This window comes from Mycobacterium sp. ST-F2 (assembly GCF_001905655.1).
In the GTDB taxonomy this organism is placed as follows: domain Bacteria; phylum Actinomycetota; class Actinomycetes; order Mycobacteriales; family Mycobacteriaceae; genus Mycobacterium.
On the sequence record NZ_JMHT01000042.1, the window covers coordinates 64,097 to 83,009 of the forward strand.

Sequence of the window (18,913 nt, forward strand, 5' to 3'; positions counted from 1 at the left end):
CACTGGACCTACGATCACGCCATGTCGCTGCAATTCGCCATCCTGACCGCGCTCACGGAGCGGGCATCGACCGGTATCGAACTCACCCGCCGGTTCGATCGGGCATTCGGCTACTTCTGGCCGGCGACGCACCAGCAGATCTACCGGGAACTCGACAAGCTCAAGAACTCTGGGCTCGCCGAGGCCTCGACTCCCGACCGCCCCGAGCGCGGCCAGCCCAAGCGATTCAGCATCACGCCGGCCGGCCGGCGGGCTCTCAGCGAATGGCTGTGTGGCATCGATGATCCCGCGCCGGAGCGCATGGCCATCGCCGTTCGCGTGCGCGCAGCCGCAGCGCTGGGGGAGACCGGGGCCGTGCGTGCCGGGATCGCCCACCACCTTGCCGTGCACGAAGCGATGCTGGCCAACTACCGCGAGATCGATGCCCGAGACTTCGCGGCCCCGGTCGCCGACGCCGACGTCCTCCGCCACCTCGTGTTGAAGGCGGGCCTGCGCACCGAACAGGCCTGGGTGGACTGGTGCCGCGAGGCGCTGGACGTGCTGGACAGGCTCACGTCATCCGAAGCCCGCACCTGAGGGCTACGCGGCGGGCTTCTGCCAGAGCAGTAGGTAACGCCAGAAGAGCAGGCGCCGCACATGGGCGCCCGGAAGAAGCTCGGCCGTCTGTGCGGTGACTTCGCGCGTCGTCAGCGGTGGATCCAGGACCACCGGCATCACGTTGTGATCGGGCGTCTTCGCGAAACCCGTACCGGTCTTCAGCAGCCGTTCCGCGCCAAACCGGACACCGAGCGCGCGATGCGCGAGCGCGGCCGCGAGCTCCTGCGGCCACTCATGCCGCAGGTCGGTCCGAGGCAGGGCGATCGCCGCGAGGACACCGCCGGGCCGAAGCGCTCCGGCCAGCTTGGGCAGCACGGTGTCGAGTGGCATGTGGTGCAGTGCGCTGATGGACACGATCGCGTCGTAGCCGGTCGCCGGCAGCCCGTCGGTCAGCACGTCGGCCTGAACGCAGTTGACGTTCGTCGGCGTCCGGCGCCGGGCTTCGGTGATCATCGCGGCCGAACGGTCAACCGCGTCGACGCGGTCGCTGCGCTGGGCGAGCTGGACGGCGAATCCGCCGGCTCCGCAGCCGACGTCCAGGACACGTCGGCACAGTGGTGGCAGGTGCCGGAGCAGCAGGCGCTGGTAGTAGGCGTTGTGGTCCCAGTCGAGCAGGCTTCGCGCGTTGGCCACCGCCGGCATCACACCCGCGCGGCGACCCGAACCGGGATGGGACCTTTGGCGACCGTCGTGTACGGCGATTCGAGCGGGAAGTCGTCGTGCAACGACTCGATGCGGTTCGACCGCACGATGGTGGCCAGCGCGAGCGTCGTCACCAGCATCGCGAAATGCTCACCGATGCAGGACCGCGGGCCCGCGGCGAACGGGATGAACTGCCACCGGTCGCGGGTCTTGGCGTTCTCCGGGCCGAACCGGTCGGGGTCGAAGGCCAGCGGGTGGTCCCACAACGTCGGGTCCCGGTGCACGGCACTGATGCCGATGGCCACGATGCTGCCGGCTTCGACGCGGTGGCCGTCGACCACGATGTCCTGCATCGCCGTCCGGCCGACACCGGCCGCCGGCGGGCACAGCCGCAGCGACTCGTTGAGTACCTGCGCGGTGTAGGGGAGCCGGGACACGTCGTCGGGGGTCAGCTCCCGGTCACCGATCGCGGCGACCTCGGCCGCCACGCGATCCTGCATCTCGGGATGACGCCCGAGCTGCCACAAGGCGTACGTCAGCGTCGTCGCCGTCGTGTCGTGGCCCGCCAGCATGAAGATGAGCAGGTCGTTGCAGATGTCGTCGTCGGACAGCTGCCGGCCGGTGTCGGGGTCCGAGGCCGCGAGCAGCGCCTTGACCAGCGGCGCATCGCGGTCCGGATTCGCGCGGCAGTCCTGCAGGACGTCCATGGTCATCTTGCGCATCCGGGCGACGGCGGCACGCGCGCGACGGCGTCCCGGCGTCGGGAGCCACTTCGGCGCCTTGATCGGTCGCAGGGCGCGATCGGCCGTGTAGCGCGAGGCCACGTGCATGTTCTCGGCGATGGTGTTGCTGTGCTCGTTGATGTCGAGACCGAGAATCGAGTAGCCGAGGGAGCGCATGGCGAGCCGGCGGCACTCGGCGTCGAGGTCGACGTCGCGAGCGTCACGCCAGCGGTCGGCGATCGACTGCGCGGCCTGGGACATGTGTCCGCCGAACCGGTCGACGTGCTGCTTGGTGAACACGGGCTGCAGGGCACGCCGGCGCGGCGGCCAGGCGCTGTTCGGCAGGACGAAGAGATTGTCGCCGACCACGTTGCGCACTTCTTCGTGGATCGTGGAGCGCTCGGCGAGGTTGTCGGTGCGGCCCAGCACGTCGCGGATCCCGGCGGGGGAAGTGACGAGCACGATGGGCGGCGCGACGCGCTTGGGTACGACGGCGATGCGGCTGACGGGCCCGCCGGCTTCACTCAGCAGGACCAGCCCGGTGTGCAGTTGCCGGGTGGAGAACAACTGCCGGAACGGCAGCGGATTCTTCGGCGCGAGCGGCAGCGTGCCCACGTCGCGGGCGTCGATGGTTGCAGTCATGTCAATAAGAATTATGCCGCGCCCGGTGCCCGTGGTCGAGAGATTCTTCGGACCAGTGCTGCCGAGTCGTCGGCCCGGCAGCGACCCCGCCGACTCCCGGCCGGTGAGTGACTTTTGGCCGTAGCACCGGGCAGTCGGCGTCCGTACCGTTGAAGGTGTCGGAATTGCACCTTCGTCTGGAGCGGACACCATGACCGAGTTATCTCCTCGCCCTTACATTTTGGTTGGCATCGATGGCTCGCGGTCATCGTTGGAAGCGCTGCTCTGGGCCATCGGTGAGGCACAGCTGCGCAATCTGCCCTTGCGGCTGGTTCACGCCGTCGACTACGGCAATTTCGTCATGGGCTTCAATCCGGGCGCCTCCGAAAGCTTCTTCAAATTCGTGGAGACGTCGGGCCAGAACTTCCTCAACGAAGCCAAGGAGCGGGTGCAGGCGCTCGCGCCCGAGGTGGAGGTGTCTGTCCACAACCTCGTCGGCCGCCCCGCACAGTTGCTGGAGGAACAGTCGAAAGACGCCTTCCTCACCGTCGTCGGTTCCAGTGGGCTGCACGGATTCACCGGGCTGGTGGCGGGGTCGGTGGCGGTGTCACTGACAGCGCACGGCCACAGCCCCGTCGTCGTGGTTCGCGCGCCCGGACAACATGCCGGGGGACCCGTCGTCGTCGGCGTCAGCGGTGCGCCCGACAGTGAGGAAGCGATCGGCTGGGCCTTCCAGGAGGCGTCACTGCGCGGTGCGAAACTGCTCGCCGTTCTCGTATCGAGTTATGTGCCGGCCTATTTCGACTACATCGAACCGACTTGGGAAGAGCTGCCGGGGCCGGCCCGTGAGGACCAGCAGGCGATGCTGCTGGCGGAACGGCTGGCCGGCTGGCAGGAGAAGTTCCCTGAAGTCGCGGTCCGCCGCGTGGTCGCTGCCGGCCACCCCGGGCACGTCCTGCTGGGCTATGCGCAGCGCGCGCAGTTGATCGTCACCGGTACTCGCGGACACGGAAACGTGGCCGGGTGGTTCCTGGGGTCGACGAGTCACCGGCTGGTTCAGCATGCCGAGTGCCCGGTGCTGGTCGCCCGCCCGCAGGCCCGGTAGTCAGACCGTTGACAGGGCAGGTGGCCGTTCGCGGTCACCTGCCCTGGGCGTGCGGAACCGTAGATGTGTCATCGAACCCTCACGCGGGTAAGCACTCGGGGTCGACGGCTTGGAGCCATGGCGACTGTTCACTCGACGAGTGACTTTCGGCCATAGCCGCCGAGGGGTCGTGCTCGTACCGTCAGGGGCATCGGACAAGCAGCGTCATCGGAGGACAATGTGAGCGAATCATCGCCCCGCCCTTACATTTTGGTTGGCATCGACGGATCGAGTTCAGCGCTGACCGCACTGAACTGGGCCGTCAACGAGGCGCAGCTGCGCAATCTTCCGCTCCGGTTGGTGCACGCCGTCGACTTCGAGAGTTTTGCGATGGGGTTCAACCCGGGTGCCTCGGAGAGCTTCTTCCAGTACCTCGAGACGACCGGCCAACGTTTCCTCGACGAGGCCCTGGATCGCGTCCAGACGCTGGACCCTGATCTGGAGGTGACGTTGACCAGGAAGGCGGGCCGGCCGGCCCGGGTGCTCATCGACCTGTCGAAGGGCACATTCCTCACTGTCGTCGGTTCAAGTGGACTCAACGCGTTCACGGGGCTGTTGGCCGGCTCGGTGGCAGTCGCACTGACCGCGCACGGCCACAGTCCGGTGGTCGTGGTCCGCGCGCCAGGGGTACCGGTGACGGGGCCCGTCGTGGTCGGGATCAGCGGGGCGCCGGACAGTGAGGACGCGATTGCCTGGGCCTTCGAGGAGGCCTCCATGCGCGGGGCAGAACTGACCGCGGTCCTGGTGTGGGGCTACCTGCCGGTGCATTTCTACGATGCGGAACCATCCTGGAATGACCTGACCGGCGAGGCTCGCGAGGAGCAGCAGGAGATGCTGCTGGCCGAGCGATTGGCCGGATGGGAGGAGAAATTCCCCGAAGTCGCGGTCCGCCGTGTCGCGGCAATCGGCAATCCGGGGCACGTTCTGCTGAGCCACGCGCAGCGCGCCCAGTTGGTCGTCACGGGAAGTCGTGGCCGCGGAGACGCCACCGGACTGCTGCTCGGGTCCACCAGCCACAAACTGATTCACCAGGCGAATTGCCCGGTACTCGTTGCTCGGCCGCACGCTCGCGAGTCCACCCGATGACCAGCGCCACACGTCAGTTGAGCGATTCGTCTCCGGCTACCCGCCTGCGATCGGTCGACGCGTACTGGCGCGCGGCGAACTATCTCACGGCCGGTCAGATCTACCTGATGGGCAATCCGCTGCTGCGTACACCATTGGCCCAACAGGACATCAAGCCGCGTCCGTTGGGCCACTGGGGCACTTCGCCTGGGCTGAACTTCATTTACGCGCATTTGAATCGCGCCATCATCGAGCACGATCTCGACGCGATGTACGTCATCGGCCCCGGTCATGGCGGGCCCGCGCTGTTCGCGAATGCCTGGCTCGAGGGCAGCTACAGCCGAACGCGTCCCGACATCGCCCGTGATGGCCACGGGATGGCGACATTGTTCCGCGAGTTCTCTTTTCCCGGTGGCGTTCCCAGCCACGTGGCGCCTGAAGTTCCGGGATCCATTCACGAGGGCGGCGAGCTCGGGTACTCCCTGGCGCACGCCTATGGTGCGGCTCTCGACAACCCGAACCTGTTGGTGGCGTGCGTAATCGGCGACGGCGAAGCAGAGACCGGCCCGCTCGCGGCCAGTTGGCATTCCAACAAGTTCATCAACCCGGCTACCGACGGCGCCGTCCTGCCGATCCTGCACCTCAATGGGTACAAGATCGCCAATCCGACGGTGCTGGCCCGGATCACCGACGCTGAACTCGACTGCCTGTTGCGGGGATACGGGCACTACCCGATCTACGTCAGCGGTGACGATCCGCACCAGCTGCATCAGGACATGGCGGCGGCACTGGATCGCGTCGTGGCGATGATCGACGAAATCCAGACTGCCGCGCGCATGGTCTCGGCGCCGCCGCGCCCGCAGTGGCCCATGATCGTGCTGCGGACACCGAAAGGCTGGACCGGACCACGATGGGTCGACGGCCTGCCCGTCGAGGGCACGTGGCGTTCGCATCAGGTGCCCCTCGCCGACGTCCGTACCGACCCCGAACACCGTCGACAGTTCATGGACTGGCTGCACTCCTACCGCCCCGAGGAACTGTTCGATGAAACCGGTTGTCCCACAAAGCTGGTCACCGACAACGTGCCGGCGCCCGAACATCGGATGGGTGCGAACCCACACGCCAACGGTGGCCTGTTGCTGACGCCGTTGCACCTGCCGGTCGCCAAGGAATTCGCCGTGTCCACGGTCGGACCCGGGGATACGATGGCCGAACCGACCAGGGTGCTCGGCCGGTATCTGCGCGAAGTGATGGTGCGCAACGCCGGCTACCGCAACTTCAGGTTGTTCGGACCCGATGAGACCGCGTCGAACCGGCTCGGTGCGGTGTACGACGTCAGCGACAAACAGTGGAGCGCAGCGGTTTTGCCGAGCGATGAGCATCTGGCTCGCGACGGGCGCGTGCTCGAAGTCCTGTCGGAGCACATGTGCCAGGGTTGGCTGGAAGGTTATCTGCTGACGGGGCGGCACGGTCTGCTCAACAGCTATGAGGCCTTCGCCCACGTCGTCGACTCGATGGTGAACCAGCATGCCAAGTGGCTCAAGGTAAGTCGGCAGTTGCCGTGGCGTGCACCGATCGCGTCACTGAACTACCTGATTACGTCACATGTGTGGCGTCAGGACCACAACGGCTTCTCGCACCAGGACCCCGGTTTCATCGACCACGTCGCCAACAAGCGCGCCGAGATCGCCCGCATCTACCTGCCGCCGGATGCCAACACCCTGCTGTCGGTGGCAGCGCATTGCCTGGCCAGCCGGGACTACATCAACGTGATCGTCGCCGGGAAGAACGACGCTCCGGTGTGGCTGACCGCCGAACAAGCCGCGGTGCACTGCGCACGCGGCGCGGACATCTTCGAATGGGCCAGCACCGACGGAGGCTCGGTGCCTGACGTGGTGCTGGGCTGTGCGGGCGACGTGCCGACCCTCGAGGTGCTCGCCGCCGTGTCGATACTGCGAAAGCACCTGCCAGAGATCAGAATTCGCGTCGTCAACGTGGTCGACCTGTTCCGTCTGCAGTCGAACACCCAACATTCGCACGGCATGACCGATGCGGAGTACGACACACTGTTCACCACTGACCGGCCCGTGATCTTCGCCTACCACGGATACCCGTCGTTGATTCACCGGCTGACCTACCGTCGCCGCAACCATCAGCACATGCACGTGCGCGGATATCTGGAAGAGGGCTCGACGACAACGCCTTTCGACATGCTGGTGCTGAACAAGATGGATCGCTTCCAACTGGTGATCGACGCCATCGACCTGATGCCCGGACTCGATGGCCCGGCGGTACGCACACTGCGCGCGGACATGGTTGCGGCTCACGATCGCCACCGAGAGTGGATCCGGACGCACGGTGAGGATCTGCCCGAGGTCACGGACTGGCGTTGGGAGCCCATCGGTGGCTGACGGTGCCAGGTCGTCGGTCGCCCATGACGACCCGCAATTCAGCGCGGCAGCGAACTGACCACCGATCGTCGAGTGACCGGGCTTGTGGTGCGCGCGACGACGAAAGTCAGCGTCAGGAGAAACGTGCCGACGACGGCAACGTGGATGCGCTCGAACAGCCCCGTCCAATCTGTGTCCGCGAGCGCAGTACCGATTTCGATGCCGCCGAGTATCGCTCCGATCGCTGCACAGGTGAGGCCGGCCGATCCCAGATGACGCGTGGCCGGCCGGCTGCTCAGTGCAATGCCGTACGCCGCCATCGCGAACAGGACCGCGGTGAAACCGACGACGCCGGAGACGGTGTGCAACTCAGACAGCTGCGTCGACAAGGCGGCGTGATCGGCTGCCCAGCACCGGGGATCAACCGACGGGGCGCAGCTCATGGGGGACAGGGCGTCGACGATCGAAGTGGCGGCCGCAACCGCCAGCGCCGTGCTCCCGAGCCGAATTGGTGACGAGGGGTGCCAGATGACCAGGACGCCCGCGAGTATCGCGAGGCCGATGCCGGCGACCAGGTCGCCGATCCGGAAGACCTGGTAATACGGTTGGCCGGCGACCGCCAGTTCACTGATGTAGGACCGGCTCGGGCTGAGCGGAGATCCGACGACCCATTGAAGCGGGAAGTCGCAGTAACCGATGAGTCCGACGAGCACGGCGACAGTCCAGGGTCGTAGTGCCGACCGGAACCTGGTGTAGGTCACCGTCGAAGCCATACCCTCAGCCCGATCTCGAGAAACCTGGTTAGGCCGCAGCTTCGGCAGTGTGTGTCTTCGTCATAGGACGACTGTGCGCTCAGCGGGCTGCGGCGGCTAGGGTCTTGGGTCCTCAGCTTCTGGGTCTAGCCGCTGAGCAGCATCAGGTTGCCGAGTCGGCGGGTATGCGTCGCAGCAGACGCGACGGTGATCAGGTGAGCGATTCCGTGCTCGATGCCGCGGGCGAGATCGTCCGTCTCGAGTTCGGCGTCGTAGTCACCGATGACGCCGAACGTCAGGCGGTCGGCGTAGCTCATGATGGCGATACCGGTACGCATGCCCATCGCAATCGGGGGCACCGGGACGAGCGCGGCGATCTTTCGGCCCATCAAGCGCATTGGCCGATTCGGGCCGGGGACGTTCGTCGTCACGGCCACCACGCCGTGTTGCGGCAGCCGGCCCAACAGCCGCACGGCAGAAGCCATTACCGGAAACGGAATCAGGTTGGCTGCGGCAACCACGAAGGAGCCGGCTTGGCGCTGGCCACTGCTTTTCGCCGTCGTCAGCCTCTTGTGGACCAGCCGAAGCTGTTCGAGCGGATCCGGTCGATCGACGGGTAGGTCCGGCAGCAAGACTGAAACCCGGTTGTCGGGCACGTGGAGTAGTTCGGCCGGCCGGACGGAAACCGGCACGACGGTGCGGATCGGCCCGGCCGAAGGTTGCATGTCGTGCTGCAGCATGGCGGACCGGAAACCGTCGGTGATGGCAGCCAGAGCCACGTCGTTGACCGTGACGCCGAACCGTTTGGCGACCATCTGGACATCCTGCAACGAGACTTCGACAGCACTGAATCGGCGCATATCGCTGAGCTGACCGTTGAGGGGTTGGGTCGACGTGGTGAGCACGCCGGCCACGAGTTGAGCGGCCCCGAACGCCATCCGCACCCCACTGCGCGCCGTCGACCGCACCATCCGCCACGCATCGGTGCCGAGCGCGATCGGATTGAAGGCGCGCGACGGACGCCGGTCCGATACCGAAGGGAGGCTGAGGATTTCATCGCGGTCCGCCCACTGGTTATCGCAGATGCCCGCGAGCATCGCTGTCGCCGCGACCCCGTCGGCGATGCAGTGGTGCAGCTTCACCACGATCGCCCAGCGACCGTCAGCCAGACCGTCCAGCATCCACGCTTCCCACAATGGCCGGGATCTGTCGAGGCGACGCTCCATCAAGCTCGCCACCGCGCGATGAACCGCGGTGTCATCACCGGGCGCTGTCACCGTGAGCCGGCGGACGTGGTGGGTGATGTCGAAACTGGGCGCCGGTACCCATTCTGGAGCGCTGAGGTCGAGCGGATAGGAGTGCAAAACCTGTCGGCAGCGGGGGAGGGTGGCCGAGCGCTCGTCGAGCACCGCCTGCAGTTCGGCGAAGTCCGGTGCCGGGCCCTCCATGATGGCCACCACCGCGACGGCCAGATTGGCATGACTGTCGGAATCCTCGGCCTGCAGGAATCCGGCATCGAGAGCGGTGAGCTGGTTGTCGTTCATCGGTGTCCCTTGCCGTTGGCGCGCATCAAGATTCGGAAGGCACGGTGACGGACGGGGTTGATCGCCGGTCCGGCGACCACCCGATGACGGTGAGATACAGGCCGGCCAGTCCGGTGACGATCACGCCGGCCTGCCACCACGGTGCGCCGGCCAGCACATCCTGTCCCGTCGTGAGGTACGCCCCGGGGAACGTCATCAACGCCACACCTTTGAGTACCGTCAACCAGCCCAGCACCGACACGGTAGCGGCGGCAGCTCCCCTCCAGTACGGGTGCAGCGTGACGACGACCAGTCCCATCGGTAAGACGAAGGCGCCGGTGATCCAGGGCCATACGGAGTTGTCCCCGAACGTGTGCAGCAGTGTCTTGACGTAATCGGCCCGGGTGACGAGTGAAGCGGCCGCAACGACGAGGTAGGGGCCGAGCACCCGGGCGAACATCCGGGTGCGGTGCGCGATCATCGATCCACCTCCTCGTCGTCAGTGGGCTGTGAGCCCAACGCCGGGTCGTCGTCGTGCAGCAGGGAAACGACGTCCGTCAGCGCGCGGCGCGGGGTCGCGGGCAGCGGGTCGGCGTTGAGGGGTGCCCAGCCGACCCGGATGAGCATCTGCGGGAACAACTCGTCGCCGAAAACGTCCGACCGGACGATGGCTCGGCACTCGGGATTTTCCAGCGCTTCGGTGACGGGACACGTGGAGAGCCCTTGTGCGGTGGCAGTGAGCAGAACTGCGCTCGTGGCTTCGCCGGCCCGCAATCGATCAATCGGGGCGTCGGTCGAGGTACCGAGCGCCAACAGCGAGCCATTGTCGTCGGTGGCCGTCGCACCCACGGGCTGGTTGAGGACGGGGGCGGCGAAGATGCGGCTGGGGAGGGCGGCGCTGTGGTCGGGCGTGGGTGTACTACGTGCAGGTACTCCGGCGACCGATGCGTAGCGCCCGCTCCAGACCGTCAGTTCGGTGAGGTAATCCAGATCATGCACATGCTGCGAAACCGCTTGTCGTAGTGCAGTTGTGAGGACGTCGTTGAGCTTCACTCGGCGTAGCCCGATGCCGAGACGGGCAGCGCGGGCGGTCATCAGAGCGATGTCCCCGAGCGGGACGGGCCAGCCGCTGTAATACCGCCGGTCGGTTCTGCGCCGCGGAATCGCCGCGGCAAGGGCGATGTCGGGCTGCTCGGGAAAACAGGGGCTCAATTCGATTGCGGCGAGGTGATCAGGCTCGGCCGGGTTGGGGAATCGTCGCACTGTCGGCTGCCAGCCCAGCGCGTGGAAAGCCACGGTCGCGTGGTGCAGTGCCGCACCGCAACTGATCAACAGGTCGCGGCCGTCGGGATCGGTGTGGATCAGGTGCAGTGATGATTCGGCGTACAGGTGCACGCTGTTCGAGCCGATCCGCCACCGCCACGGTTGCGTGTTGTGGACGGAGGGGGCACGCGTCGCCAGCGCCATGGCTGCGCAAACCGTCTGATGGTCGGGAAACGTCTCGGACATCTGATTCACCTCACAAACTCGTTGTCGAGACCGAGCGGTGCGCTCTAGGGAGCGCACACCGCTCGTTTCTCATACAGCGATCCTGCAGGTGATCCGACCTCACCGACAGAGCACTACGTCACTTGCTGCAGGGTTTTGCCCGGTGCCCACGTGCCGGCCGAAGCCGGGCGTATCGTCGTTGGACGCCAGGGACATTGGTCCCGCGCGCCAAGTCGCCCGTCAGGGCAGCGGTGCCCACCACCGCAGGACGGTGCCGGCGTCGGCGCCGGGTTCGACGGACATGTCACCGCCGGTGTCTCGTGCCCGTCGGCGCAGATTCGCGAGGCCACTCTCGGTGATTCCGTCGGACAAACCCTGGCCGTTGTCGGCCACCTCGATACGCAAGTCGTTGTCGACGTTGATGGTGACGCTGACCGCGCTGGCGTTGCCGTGGCGGACGGCGTTGCTCACAGCTTCCCGGACGACGGCCTCGGCGTGATCGGCCAAGTCAGGCTCGATGACCGAAAGCGGGCCGTCGTAACGGACCGTGGTGTGCAGTTCGTGGCTGGAGAACGAGGCGACAGCGGCATCGAGTCGCTGTCGTAACCGGGTGGTGGAGGCTGTGCTGCCGTGGAGATCGAAGATCGCCGTACGGATTTCGGTGATCACTTCCTGGAGGTCGTCGACGCAGTCGGTGATGCGACGCTGCACATCGCTCGACTTGGCGCGTGGGATCGCGCCCTGGAGCGTCAGACCGACTGCGAACAGTCGCTGGATGACGTGATCGTGCAAGTCGCGGGCAATCCTGTCACGGTCCGCCAACACATCCAGCTCACGCTTCTGACGCTGGCTGGCCGCAAGCTGCCAGGCCAGCGCGGCCTGGTCGGCGAACGCGGCCATGGTGTCCAGCTGATCCGGCGTGAATTCCTGCCGGCCCGCACGCCGCAGCACGATCAGGACTCCGATGACGCTCTCGGTGGTGCGCAGTGGCAGCACCAGAGCCGACGCCATGTCGGCTGCTATCGCTTCAGGCAGGTCCGGTGCCCGACAGATCAGGGGCGTCCGATGGTGAAACGCATGGCCGATGGGCCCGTCGGCCACCGGCGCCTCCAGCGATGATGCGTGGACGTCGCCGACGACGTCGATGACCTGGAGTTCGGTGATCTCGTTGCTCGGAGCATCGTCGTCTTCGGGAACCGCTATCAGCGTCGCGTCGGCGTCCGTCAGGGCACGTGCTTGCTCTGCGATCTGGCGGAACACCTGAGCCGGCTCGGTGCCCGACAGCAGGGCGGTACCGATATCGCGGGTGGCCTCGATCCAGGCCTGGCGTTGCTGCGACTGGCGGTAGAGCCGTGCGTTGTCGATGGCGATGCCGGCCGCTGCGGCAAGCGCCTGCGCGAGCACTTCGTCGTCTTCGCTGAACGGCTGCCCGGATGCTTTTTCAGCCAGATACAGGTTGCCGAATACTTCGTCGCGGATGCGCACCGGCACACCGAGGAAAGTGCGCATGGGCGGGTGGTGCTCAGGAAATCCCACCGAGGCAGGGTGCGTGCGAATGTCCTCCAGCCGAATGGGTTTCGGTTCGTCGATCAGCACTCCGAGTACGCCGCGTCCCTGAGGAAGCGGGCCGATTTTGCAACGGGTCTCCTCGTCTATGCCCTCATAGACGAATTGGACGAGCTCGTGGCCGGTGCCCCGCACTCCGAGGGCGCCGTACCGTGCGTCGATCAGCTCGATCGCAGTGTGGACGATGGTGCGCAGCGTCTCGTCCAGTTCGAGGCCGGACGTGACAGTGAGCATGGCCTCGACCAGACCGTCGAGCCGGTCACGGCCCTCGATGATCTGTTCGACGCGATCCTGAACCTCAGTGAGAAGTTCACGCAGCCGTAGTCCGGCTAGCGGCGCTCGCAGCGGATGCTCAGCGCTGCCGTCATCGCGTGTCACACGCGTGATTCTGCCATCGACGCAACGGTGCGCCAGGAAATTGACGCCGGGTGCACATCAGTCGTCCGAGCGGCGCGGTCGGTCCAGCTTCGACACGAATACCGCGGCCTGCGTGCGGCGTTCCATGCCGAGTTTGGCCAGCAGACGTGACACGTAGTTCTTGACAGTCTTCTCCGCCAGGAACATTCGCGCGGCAATCTGCTTGTTGGTCAGCCCTTCCCCGAGCAGGTCCAGCAGCACCCGCTCTTGATCGGTCAGCCCCGAAAGCGGGTCCGACCGCTCGGCTGCGTTGCGGAGCTTGGCCATCAATGCCGCGGCAGCGCGATTGTCCAGCAGGGAACGTCCGGCGCCGACGGCTTTGATCGCCTCGGCCAGTTCCATCCCTTTGATGTCCTTGATGACGTAGCCGCTCGCGCCGGCCAGGACCGCGTCGAGCATGGCCTCGTCGGAAGTGAACGAGGTGAGCATGAGGCAACGCAGGTCGGGCAGCCGGGACAGCAGATCGCGGCAGAGTTCGATGCCATTGCCGTCAGGCAGGCGAACGTCGAGGACCGCGACATCGGGCCGGAGCGCAGGAATCTGGGCCATGGCATGTGCCACCGTGCCCGCTTCGCCGATGACTTGGAGGTCGGGGTCGGCGCTCAACAGATCGATGAGTCCGCGCCGCACGACTTCGTGGTCGTCGACGAGAAATACGGTGACCATTCACATGCCCTTCCGAACACCGACGCCGGCGTGTGGGTGTTCAATTCTCACTCGCAACGATAGGTCAGTCATCGACTACAAGCGCTGATTATGCTGGCAGATCAACACGCTGCAGTTGACCTGGCCCGGAACTGCGCGCGCGGTCCCGACGATCTCACCCATACCGGCCCGGCGATGCCTGCTGGTGACCAGCAATTGGATCGAATCGGCATGGTGCTCAAGATAATTCATCGTTGAGCCATTGACCGCAACCGGATTGAAATCGATGTCCGGGTTTGCCAGACGGTAGCGCGTCAACCGCTTGTCCAAACGTGTGAGGGTTTTGTCATCCGGGATGTGCTCATGCACATCCGCCAATTTGGCTTGCCATGTCGCGAGCACCGTCAGCGGCGCACCGCGCAGCCGGGCTTCGTTGATCCCCGCGTCGAGAACGTTGACGCTGTCCGGGCTCTCATCGATTTCCGCGACCACGTGCCGAGGCTGCGTCGACCAATGCCGGCCACCGCTGCGAATGATGGCAACCGGGCACAGCGCAGAGGTTGCCAATGCCGCTGCGGTCGAGCCGAATCGCGACCCCGTGGCATGTGCGATGCCGAGGGAGCCCATGCAGAACAGGTCGGCAGATCGGGTCGCGTTCGACAGCACCCTGGTCGGTTGCCCTTGTAGAACTTCCCACTCGATCTTGACCGGCTTCTCGGTCGATTCGACCGCGACCAGGGTCCGCCGGACCGAGACTTCGGCGCAGGCCAGGTCCCGAGCTTCCTGTTCGGGATCGATGTCGCCCTGCCCGCGAGGCGCGACGACGTAGAGCAGCCGCAGGGGCACATCGCGACTGACGGCCTCGTCGACCGCCCACAAGGCGGCGTTCACCGACCACTGCGAGCCGTCGATGCCGACTACCACGGCTGACGACGGCGAAGCTGATTTGTACATCTCCGCACTCTCCTGAGATCACCGAGCTGACTATTCGTCGACGGTATGTGTCGTGACGGGGGCTGCGGCAGGGGAATTGGTCCCTAGTCGTCGGTCACACCGACCTGCGGTCGCGGGACGGTTGGCCACGACGTCGGGTCCATATGCCCTACACGGCAGCCTGGTGGTTCGTCATCGTCGTTGACATGAAGAAACGGTTGGCTACCGGCATCGTGCTTGCCGCCGCGCTGTGCGCGGCGGGATGGTTGATACGTAGGCATGGTGCGGCCAAACGGGGATCAGGCGCCCCGGCCTCGTTCCCGATCATGCGGGCGCTCTGGCCCGTGACGGAAGACATCCGACAGTTGGCGCCGCGGTGTCGGTGGCGGGACGTCATCGAGGGCCGGCGCAGTGCCGATACGGACCAGCACCTGCGGCAGCCGATGCCCGGTGAGTGAGCTGATGATGTCGCTGGTGGCCGCGTGTTCGGTCACATGCGTGAGCGTGCTACTGGCTAGGCCCACGATGGTGGCCTCGAGCAGCACCGCGGACAGTGTCTCGCCGCACGCCAGGATGTCCTCCCGGGTGTCGCCGAGCGCGGAGATCACCACAACGGTGGCCTTGTCGTCCCCGGCTTGTTGACGTCGCTCCCTGGTGTGCGTGACCGGGAACGACCGTCCGACATCAACTCGGTCGCTTTCTGCGGCCGATACCAGGGCGCTGTGTGGGATACCGGTCGTCGCGCCAAAAGGTGTGGTCCACCAAACCAATTCGGCGTGATAGGCGGTGTCGTACATCCTCAGTGCCTCGGCGAGATGCGAGGCCTCGGCCAATTTGGTGCGCTGTCCGGCGTCCAGCACGTCAAGCTGGGTCGGCCGGTCACCCACGGCCAGCCGCAGCAGCTTCTCGAACGCCGGCCAGTCCTCCACGGCGCCGAGGGGCAATCGGTCGGTTCGCCGGCACAGGATGGCGTCGGCCGCCCGCCGTTGTGCCGGTGTCACTCCGGCTGCAGGCCGGCAGTCGATATCGGCGAGGTGGTGAGGATTGCTCGGATTGGGAAACCGGTCGACGAGTGTCGTCCAGCCGGCTGCCGCCATGGCCACCCGCAGGTGGTCCAGTGCCGCGCCGCAGCTCAACATCGCCTGACGCCCGGAATCGTCGGTGGCCACCAGCCAATCGGTGTCGAGAAACAGTTTCAGCGTGGCGGATTCGAGAACCCACTTCCATGGCTGGCTGTTGTGGAACGACGGTGCGCGGCAGGCCAGATGTACCGCATCTTCTATCTCTCGGAGTGACATGGTGGTTTTGGTCATGAGATGTCCTTCTCGACGGGGCGAGGTCTACACCGACGCTGCCCGATGCGGTTGTCGCGCGACAGAGCCAGAAGTCATCAATACGCGTCCTTGTGACCATCGGCGGTCACAAGGACGTCTGCGTGCGGCGAGGGACTTTGGACACTAGGCCTGGGAGTCAGAGCGAGGTCAGATGTATTGGAGATCAATCGATCTGGAAGTTGTCAGCGGATGGAGGAGCGACATGATCGCGAATCGGGAGGTCCAGCAGCGCACGACAGCCACCGCGAGGCCCGTCGTCGTCGGCATCGACGGTTCCAAACATGCCCGGCGCGCTGCTCGGTGGGCTGCAGTCGAGGCGGCAAGCCGGGATGCCACCCTGAGGCTGGTCTACGTCATCGACTCGGCTGATGGCGATCGACAGGAGGACATCGATCGCGCAGAGCGTGCATTGCACAAGGCATGGAAAGCGGTGAGCGACACGCACATCGACGTCAAGCTCGAATCGGAGATTGTTGTGGGCGACCCGGCAGAATGCCTTGCCAACGAGTCTCGTGGTGCGTCGATCGTCTGTGTCGGAGACCGTGGAAACGACGACACTTCGGACGCTCCTCGCGGATCCACGGCTGTCGAGATTGCCCGGACGGCACCTGGTTCGGTGGCGATCATCCGTCGTGCGCACCGCGACTTCGACCACAGGAAGTGGATTCTGGCCGTGTTGGACGAATCAGACTCTGCAGTCGCCGTGTTGAAGGCCGCGGAAGCCGACTCGGCATGGCGCAACGCTCCAATTGTGATTTTGGAACCGTGGTCGCACTCCAGTGGGCCGGTCGATGCGAGACATCCGGTGCATGCCGCCCTGGAACGGTATTGGGAGGACGTGCAAGACCGTCACATCCGGTCGGCCACTCTGGCGATGCCGGAGCACCTGAGCAGCCTGTTGCGCCAGAGTGCGTGCATCGACCAGCTTGTCATCGTGCCCGGAGACCACCCGAAGTTGGTGGCGGAACTGACCAGCGACGAAGTGTGCAAGACGTTGAAGGATTCAGACTGCACCCTGCTGTTCGTCCGGCCGGCACCGCCGGCAGCTCGCGGTGGTAATGGCTATGGCAGTGCCCGCCCACAGATTTCGATTGATCCGGTGGCAGTAGGGCGGCCATGACGCAGGTATTGAATGAGCCGGCTCAGGTGGCCGAGGTCGCGCCCACGAGGCCTCATTCACGGGACTGGATCGTGGAGGTCGCCGGGAAACTCGCTCGCCGCGAGGGCCGCGACGATATGGCACGGGAAACCGAGATCACGCGGTGGTGCCGGGAGGCTGCGATGCGGTTCGCAGACGCCCCGATCCAAGCGTTCGTCCCACTCTTGGTCGAGCGCATCGTGGCTGATCGAATCCGTCGCGAACGCCGTCAAATGGCGAACGCCGCTGCGGCTATGGATCATTGCGTCGCGGCTCAGGTGCGTCCGGCGACGTCGTGACGAGGGCGTGCAACCGGGTCTTTTCCAGGAGGCCGACAAGTCTGCGCAGGATTGGCCGGGCAAGCAGATATCCGGCCAAGCTGACCACACCGCCCAGGGCAAGGCCTGCCAGCACATCGCGCGGATAGTGAGCGCCCACATAGACGCGGGCGAACGCCATCAAGCCCGCAGCCAATGCAGCCACGATGCCGAGACGACGGTTCACCAGCCACAATCCGGCGGCGGCAGCAGCCGCGACGACGGCGTGGATGCTCGGGAAGCCGCCGTCGGTGTTGCAGTGCAAGACGACGATGTCGCGGAGTGCATTGCACGGGCGGGTCTCGTTGACAGACAGGGCGATCGGGTCATAGACCAGCACGGCCGCCAACACACCCAACGGTGCCCACAGTGCTGCAACCATGGCCATCGGGTCAGGGCTCTTCCGGGCAATCCACCATCCGGCCAACAGCAATGCGGCGAACACGAGAACCCCGTCGTTGGCGTACGACGCGAGCAATGGATGCAGCCACGGGGTATCGCGCGCGAAATCGTTGATGGCGTGGAAGATTCGTAGGTCGAGGTTCATCGCCGAAGCTTTCGGGTCGCCGGTCGTGGTTTGCAGCCAGCGTCAATGATGCCGCTCCGCGGTCGGCGATGGGATGCTAACCGGAGCGCCTGACGACCAGCAGCACCTTCCCGACCGTCTTGTCGGAGTCGAGCAGTCGGTGCGCTTCGGGGGCCTCGACGATCGGCACCTCCGCCGCGACGACCGGCGCCACGGCACCGGCGTCGATCAGCGGCCACAGGTGCTGCCGCAGGGCGGTGATGATCTCGGCCTTGGAGCCGGGGCCGGTCTCGGGCCGGCGACGCAGGTTCGTCACGTGTATCGAGCCGCGTTTGAACAGCAGCGCACCGAGATTCAGCTCAGCGACGGATCCGCCCTGCAGCCCGATGATGGTCAGGTGCCCATTCTCGGCCAGGGCTTCCACGTTCTTGCCGAGGTAACTGCCGCCCATGATGTCGAGAATGACGTCGGCCCCGGAGTATTCGGCGTTGACCACGGCGGGGAAGTCCTGGTCGTGGTAGTTGATCAACGTCTGCGCGCCGAGTTCGCGACAAGCGTCCAACTTGAACTGGGTGCCGGCCGTCACCGCCACGTTGGCGCCTAGCGCGCGGCCCACCTGTATTGCGTGCGTGCCGATTCCGCTGCCGCCGCCATGGATCAGCAGTGTCTGTCCGCTCTGCAGTCCGCCGGTCATGACGATGTTCGACCAGACGGTGGCCGCGGTCTCCGGCAGGGCCGCCGCGGCTGTCACACTCACGCCGTGCGGAACCGGCAGTACCTGGGTCGCGGCCACGTTGACCCGCTCGGCATAGCCGCCGGCTGCCAGTAGGGCACAGACCGCATCACCGGGTGCCCAATCCTGCACTCCGGCACCGACTTCGGCGATGTAGCCGGACACCTCGAGGCCCGGGATGTCGCTGGCGCCCGGTGGCGGAGGGTAGAAACCCATGCGCTGCATGACATCCGCGCGGTTGACTCCCGCCGCCACCACGTCGATGGCGACCTGGCCGGGGCCCGGTGCGGGCAGATCCTCGACCTCGGCCCATTCCATGACCTCTGGGTCGCCGTGGCCGTTGAGGGTGATCGCGTACAT

General features: G+C 65.9%; 18 protein-coding genes. 6 read left to right on the forward strand and 12 right to left on the reverse strand.

The window, feature by feature from the left end:
- The first annotated feature begins 21 nt into the window (after nt 1-21).
- On the forward strand, nt 22-576 hold the full coding sequence (locus EB75_RS16475; RefSeq protein ID WP_073696428.1) for a PadR family transcriptional regulator: 555 nt from the start codon (nt 22-24) through the stop codon (nt 574-576).
- Between the two features lie 3 nt (nt 577-579).
- On the opposite strand, the gene EB75_RS16480 is transcribed toward EB75_RS16475, so the two are convergent.
- Together EB75_RS16480 and EB75_RS16485 are read right to left on the reverse strand one after the other, a co-directional pair.
- Nucleotides 580-1,239, reverse strand: a complete 660-nt coding sequence (locus EB75_RS16480; protein ID WP_073696429.1) for a class I SAM-dependent methyltransferase — start codon at nt 1,237-1,239, stop codon at nt 580-582.
- Nucleotides 1,239-2,603 (reverse strand): cytochrome P450, encoded by a 1,365-nt coding sequence (locus EB75_RS16485; RefSeq protein WP_073696430.1) that lies wholly within the window; start codon nt 2,601-2,603, stop codon nt 1,239-1,241. Before EB75_RS16485 ends, EB75_RS16480 begins: the two co-directional genes overlap by 1 nt.
- Nucleotides 2,604-2,793: 190 nt before the next feature.
- On the opposite strand from EB75_RS16485, the gene EB75_RS16490 reads away from it, so the two are divergent.
- The 3 genes from EB75_RS16490 to EB75_RS16500 all read left to right on the forward strand — a co-directional run bounded on the left by EB75_RS16490 (nt 2,794) and on the right by EB75_RS16500 (nt 7,202).
- Nucleotides 2,794-3,687, forward strand: a complete 894-nt coding sequence (locus EB75_RS16490) for a universal stress protein (protein ID WP_073696431.1) — start codon at nt 2,794-2,796, stop codon at nt 3,685-3,687.
- Between the two features lie 219 nt (nt 3,688-3,906).
- A complete protein-coding gene (locus tag EB75_RS16495; protein WP_073696432.1) occupies nt 3,907-4,812 on the forward strand; it encodes a universal stress protein in 906 nt (301 codons plus the stop codon).
- Nucleotides 4,809-7,202: a phosphoketolase family protein gene (locus EB75_RS16500; protein WP_073696433.1), complete on the forward strand. Its 2,394-nt coding sequence runs from the start codon at nt 4,809-4,811 to the stop codon at nt 7,200-7,202. The genes EB75_RS16495 and EB75_RS16500 overlap by 4 nt, the downstream gene beginning before the upstream one ends.
- A 38-nt stretch (nt 7,203-7,240) precedes the next feature.
- Here EB75_RS16500 and EB75_RS16505 read toward each other — a convergent pair whose 3' ends face one another.
- The 8 genes from EB75_RS16505 to EB75_RS16540 all read right to left on the reverse strand — a co-directional run bounded on the left by EB75_RS16505 (nt 7,241) and on the right by EB75_RS16540 (nt 15,818).
- Nucleotides 7,241-7,942, reverse strand: a complete 702-nt coding sequence (locus EB75_RS16505) for a DUF998 domain-containing protein (RefSeq protein ID WP_073696434.1) — start codon at nt 7,940-7,942, stop codon at nt 7,241-7,243.
- 137 nt (nt 7,943-8,079) lie between these two features.
- The gene (locus EB75_RS16510) at nt 8,080-9,477 is read right to left on the reverse strand and encodes a WS/DGAT/MGAT family O-acyltransferase (RefSeq protein ID WP_073696435.1); all 1,398 of its coding nucleotides are present in this window, start codon (nt 9,475-9,477) and stop codon (nt 8,080-8,082) included.
- A gap of 25 nt (nt 9,478-9,502) precedes the next feature.
- A complete protein-coding gene (locus EB75_RS16515) occupies nt 9,503-9,937 on the reverse strand; it encodes a hypothetical protein (RefSeq protein ID WP_286150219.1) in 435 nt (144 codons plus the stop codon).
- A complete protein-coding gene (locus tag EB75_RS16520; protein ID WP_073696487.1) occupies nt 9,934-10,965 on the reverse strand; it encodes an Acg family FMN-binding oxidoreductase in 1,032 nt (343 codons plus the stop codon). Before EB75_RS16520 ends, EB75_RS16515 begins: the two co-directional genes overlap by 4 nt.
- Nucleotides 10,966-11,184: 219 nt before the next feature.
- Nucleotides 11,185-12,888 (reverse strand): GAF domain-containing sensor histidine kinase, encoded by a 1,704-nt coding sequence (locus EB75_RS16525; RefSeq protein WP_083612346.1) that lies wholly within the window; start codon nt 12,886-12,888, stop codon nt 11,185-11,187.
- Between the two features lie 57 nt (nt 12,889-12,945).
- Entirely contained in the window at nt 12,946-13,593 is a 648-nt protein-coding gene (dosR, locus tag EB75_RS16530) for a hypoxia response regulator transcription factor DosR/DevR (RefSeq protein ID WP_073696437.1), read from the reverse strand.
- A 75-nt stretch (nt 13,594-13,668) separates the two neighbouring features.
- Nucleotides 13,669-14,496: a universal stress protein gene (locus EB75_RS16535; RefSeq protein ID WP_168176054.1), complete on the reverse strand. Its 828-nt coding sequence runs from the start codon at nt 14,494-14,496 to the stop codon at nt 13,669-13,671.
- Between the two features lie 308 nt (nt 14,497-14,804).
- The gene (locus tag EB75_RS16540; RefSeq protein WP_073696439.1) at nt 14,805-15,818 is read right to left on the reverse strand and encodes an Acg family FMN-binding oxidoreductase; all 1,014 of its coding nucleotides are present in this window, start codon (nt 15,816-15,818) and stop codon (nt 14,805-14,807) included.
- 223 nt (nt 15,819-16,041) lie between these two features.
- Here EB75_RS16540 and EB75_RS16545 point away from each other — a divergent pair, with 223 nt between their 5' ends.
- Together EB75_RS16545 and EB75_RS30300 are read left to right on the forward strand one after the other, a co-directional pair.
- Complete coding sequence (locus EB75_RS16545; RefSeq protein ID WP_073696440.1) at nt 16,042-16,959, forward strand: universal stress protein; 918 nt, start codon at nt 16,042-16,044, stop codon at nt 16,957-16,959.
- 116 nt (nt 16,960-17,075) lie between these two features.
- Entirely contained in the window at nt 17,076-17,276 is a 201-nt protein-coding gene (locus EB75_RS30300) for a three-helix bundle dimerization domain-containing protein (protein WP_502689378.1), read from the forward strand.
- Here EB75_RS30300 and EB75_RS16555 read toward each other — a convergent pair.
- Complete coding sequence (locus EB75_RS16555; protein ID WP_073696442.1) at nt 17,230-17,841, reverse strand: phosphatase PAP2 family protein; 612 nt, start codon at nt 17,839-17,841, stop codon at nt 17,230-17,232. The genes EB75_RS30300 and EB75_RS16555 overlap by 47 nt on opposite strands.
- A gap of 76 nt (nt 17,842-17,917) precedes the next feature.
- Nucleotides 17,918-18,913 carry an NAD(P)H-quinone oxidoreductase gene (locus tag EB75_RS16560; protein ID WP_073696443.1) on the reverse strand — a complete coding sequence of 332 codons (996 nt, stop codon included), beginning with the start codon at nt 18,911-18,913 and terminating at the stop codon, nt 17,918-17,920.

Coding starts and splice junctions, on each gene's coding strand:
- EB75_RS16475 (WP_073696428.1), top strand. CDS start 22: ATGTCGCTGCAATTCGCCATCCTGACCGCGCTCACGGAGCGGGCATCG.
- EB75_RS16480 (WP_073696429.1), bottom strand. CDS start 1,239: ATGCCGGCGGTGGCCAACGCGCGAAGCCTGCTCGACTGGGACCACAAC.
- EB75_RS16485 (WP_073696430.1), bottom strand. CDS start 2,603: ATGACTGCAACCATCGACGCCCGCGACGTGGGCACGCTGCCGCTCGCG.
- EB75_RS16490 (WP_073696431.1), top strand. CDS start 2,794: ATGACCGAGTTATCTCCTCGCCCTTACATTTTGGTTGGCATCGATGGC.
- EB75_RS16500 (WP_073696433.1), top strand. CDS start 4,809: ATGACCAGCGCCACACGTCAGTTGAGCGATTCGTCTCCGGCTACCCGC.
- EB75_RS16510 (WP_073696435.1), bottom strand. CDS start 9,477: ATGAACGACAACCAGCTCACCGCTCTCGATGCCGGATTCCTGCAGGCC.
- EB75_RS16515 (WP_286150219.1), bottom strand. CDS start 9,937: ATGATCGCGCACCGCACCCGGATGTTCGCCCGGGTGCTCGGCCCCTAC.
- EB75_RS16520 (WP_073696487.1), bottom strand. CDS start 10,965: ATGTCCGAGACGTTTCCCGACCATCAGACGGTTTGCGCAGCCATGGCG.
- dosR (WP_073696437.1), bottom strand. CDS start 13,593: ATGGTCACCGTATTTCTCGTCGACGACCACGAAGTCGTGCGGCGCGGA.
- EB75_RS16540 (WP_073696439.1), bottom strand. CDS start 15,818: ATGACCAAAACCACCATGTCACTCCGAGAGATAGAAGATGCGGTACAT.
- EB75_RS16545 (WP_073696440.1), top strand. CDS start 16,042: ATGATCGCGAATCGGGAGGTCCAGCAGCGCACGACAGCCACCGCGAGG.
- EB75_RS30300 (WP_502689378.1), top strand. CDS start 17,076: ATGGCACGGGAAACCGAGATCACGCGGTGGTGCCGGGAGGCTGCGATG.
- EB75_RS16555 (WP_073696442.1), bottom strand. CDS start 17,841: ATGAACCTCGACCTACGAATCTTCCACGCCATCAACGATTTCGCGCGC.
- EB75_RS16560 (WP_073696443.1), bottom strand. CDS start 18,913: ATGTACGCGATCACCCTCAACGGCCACGGCGACCCAGAGGTCATGGAA.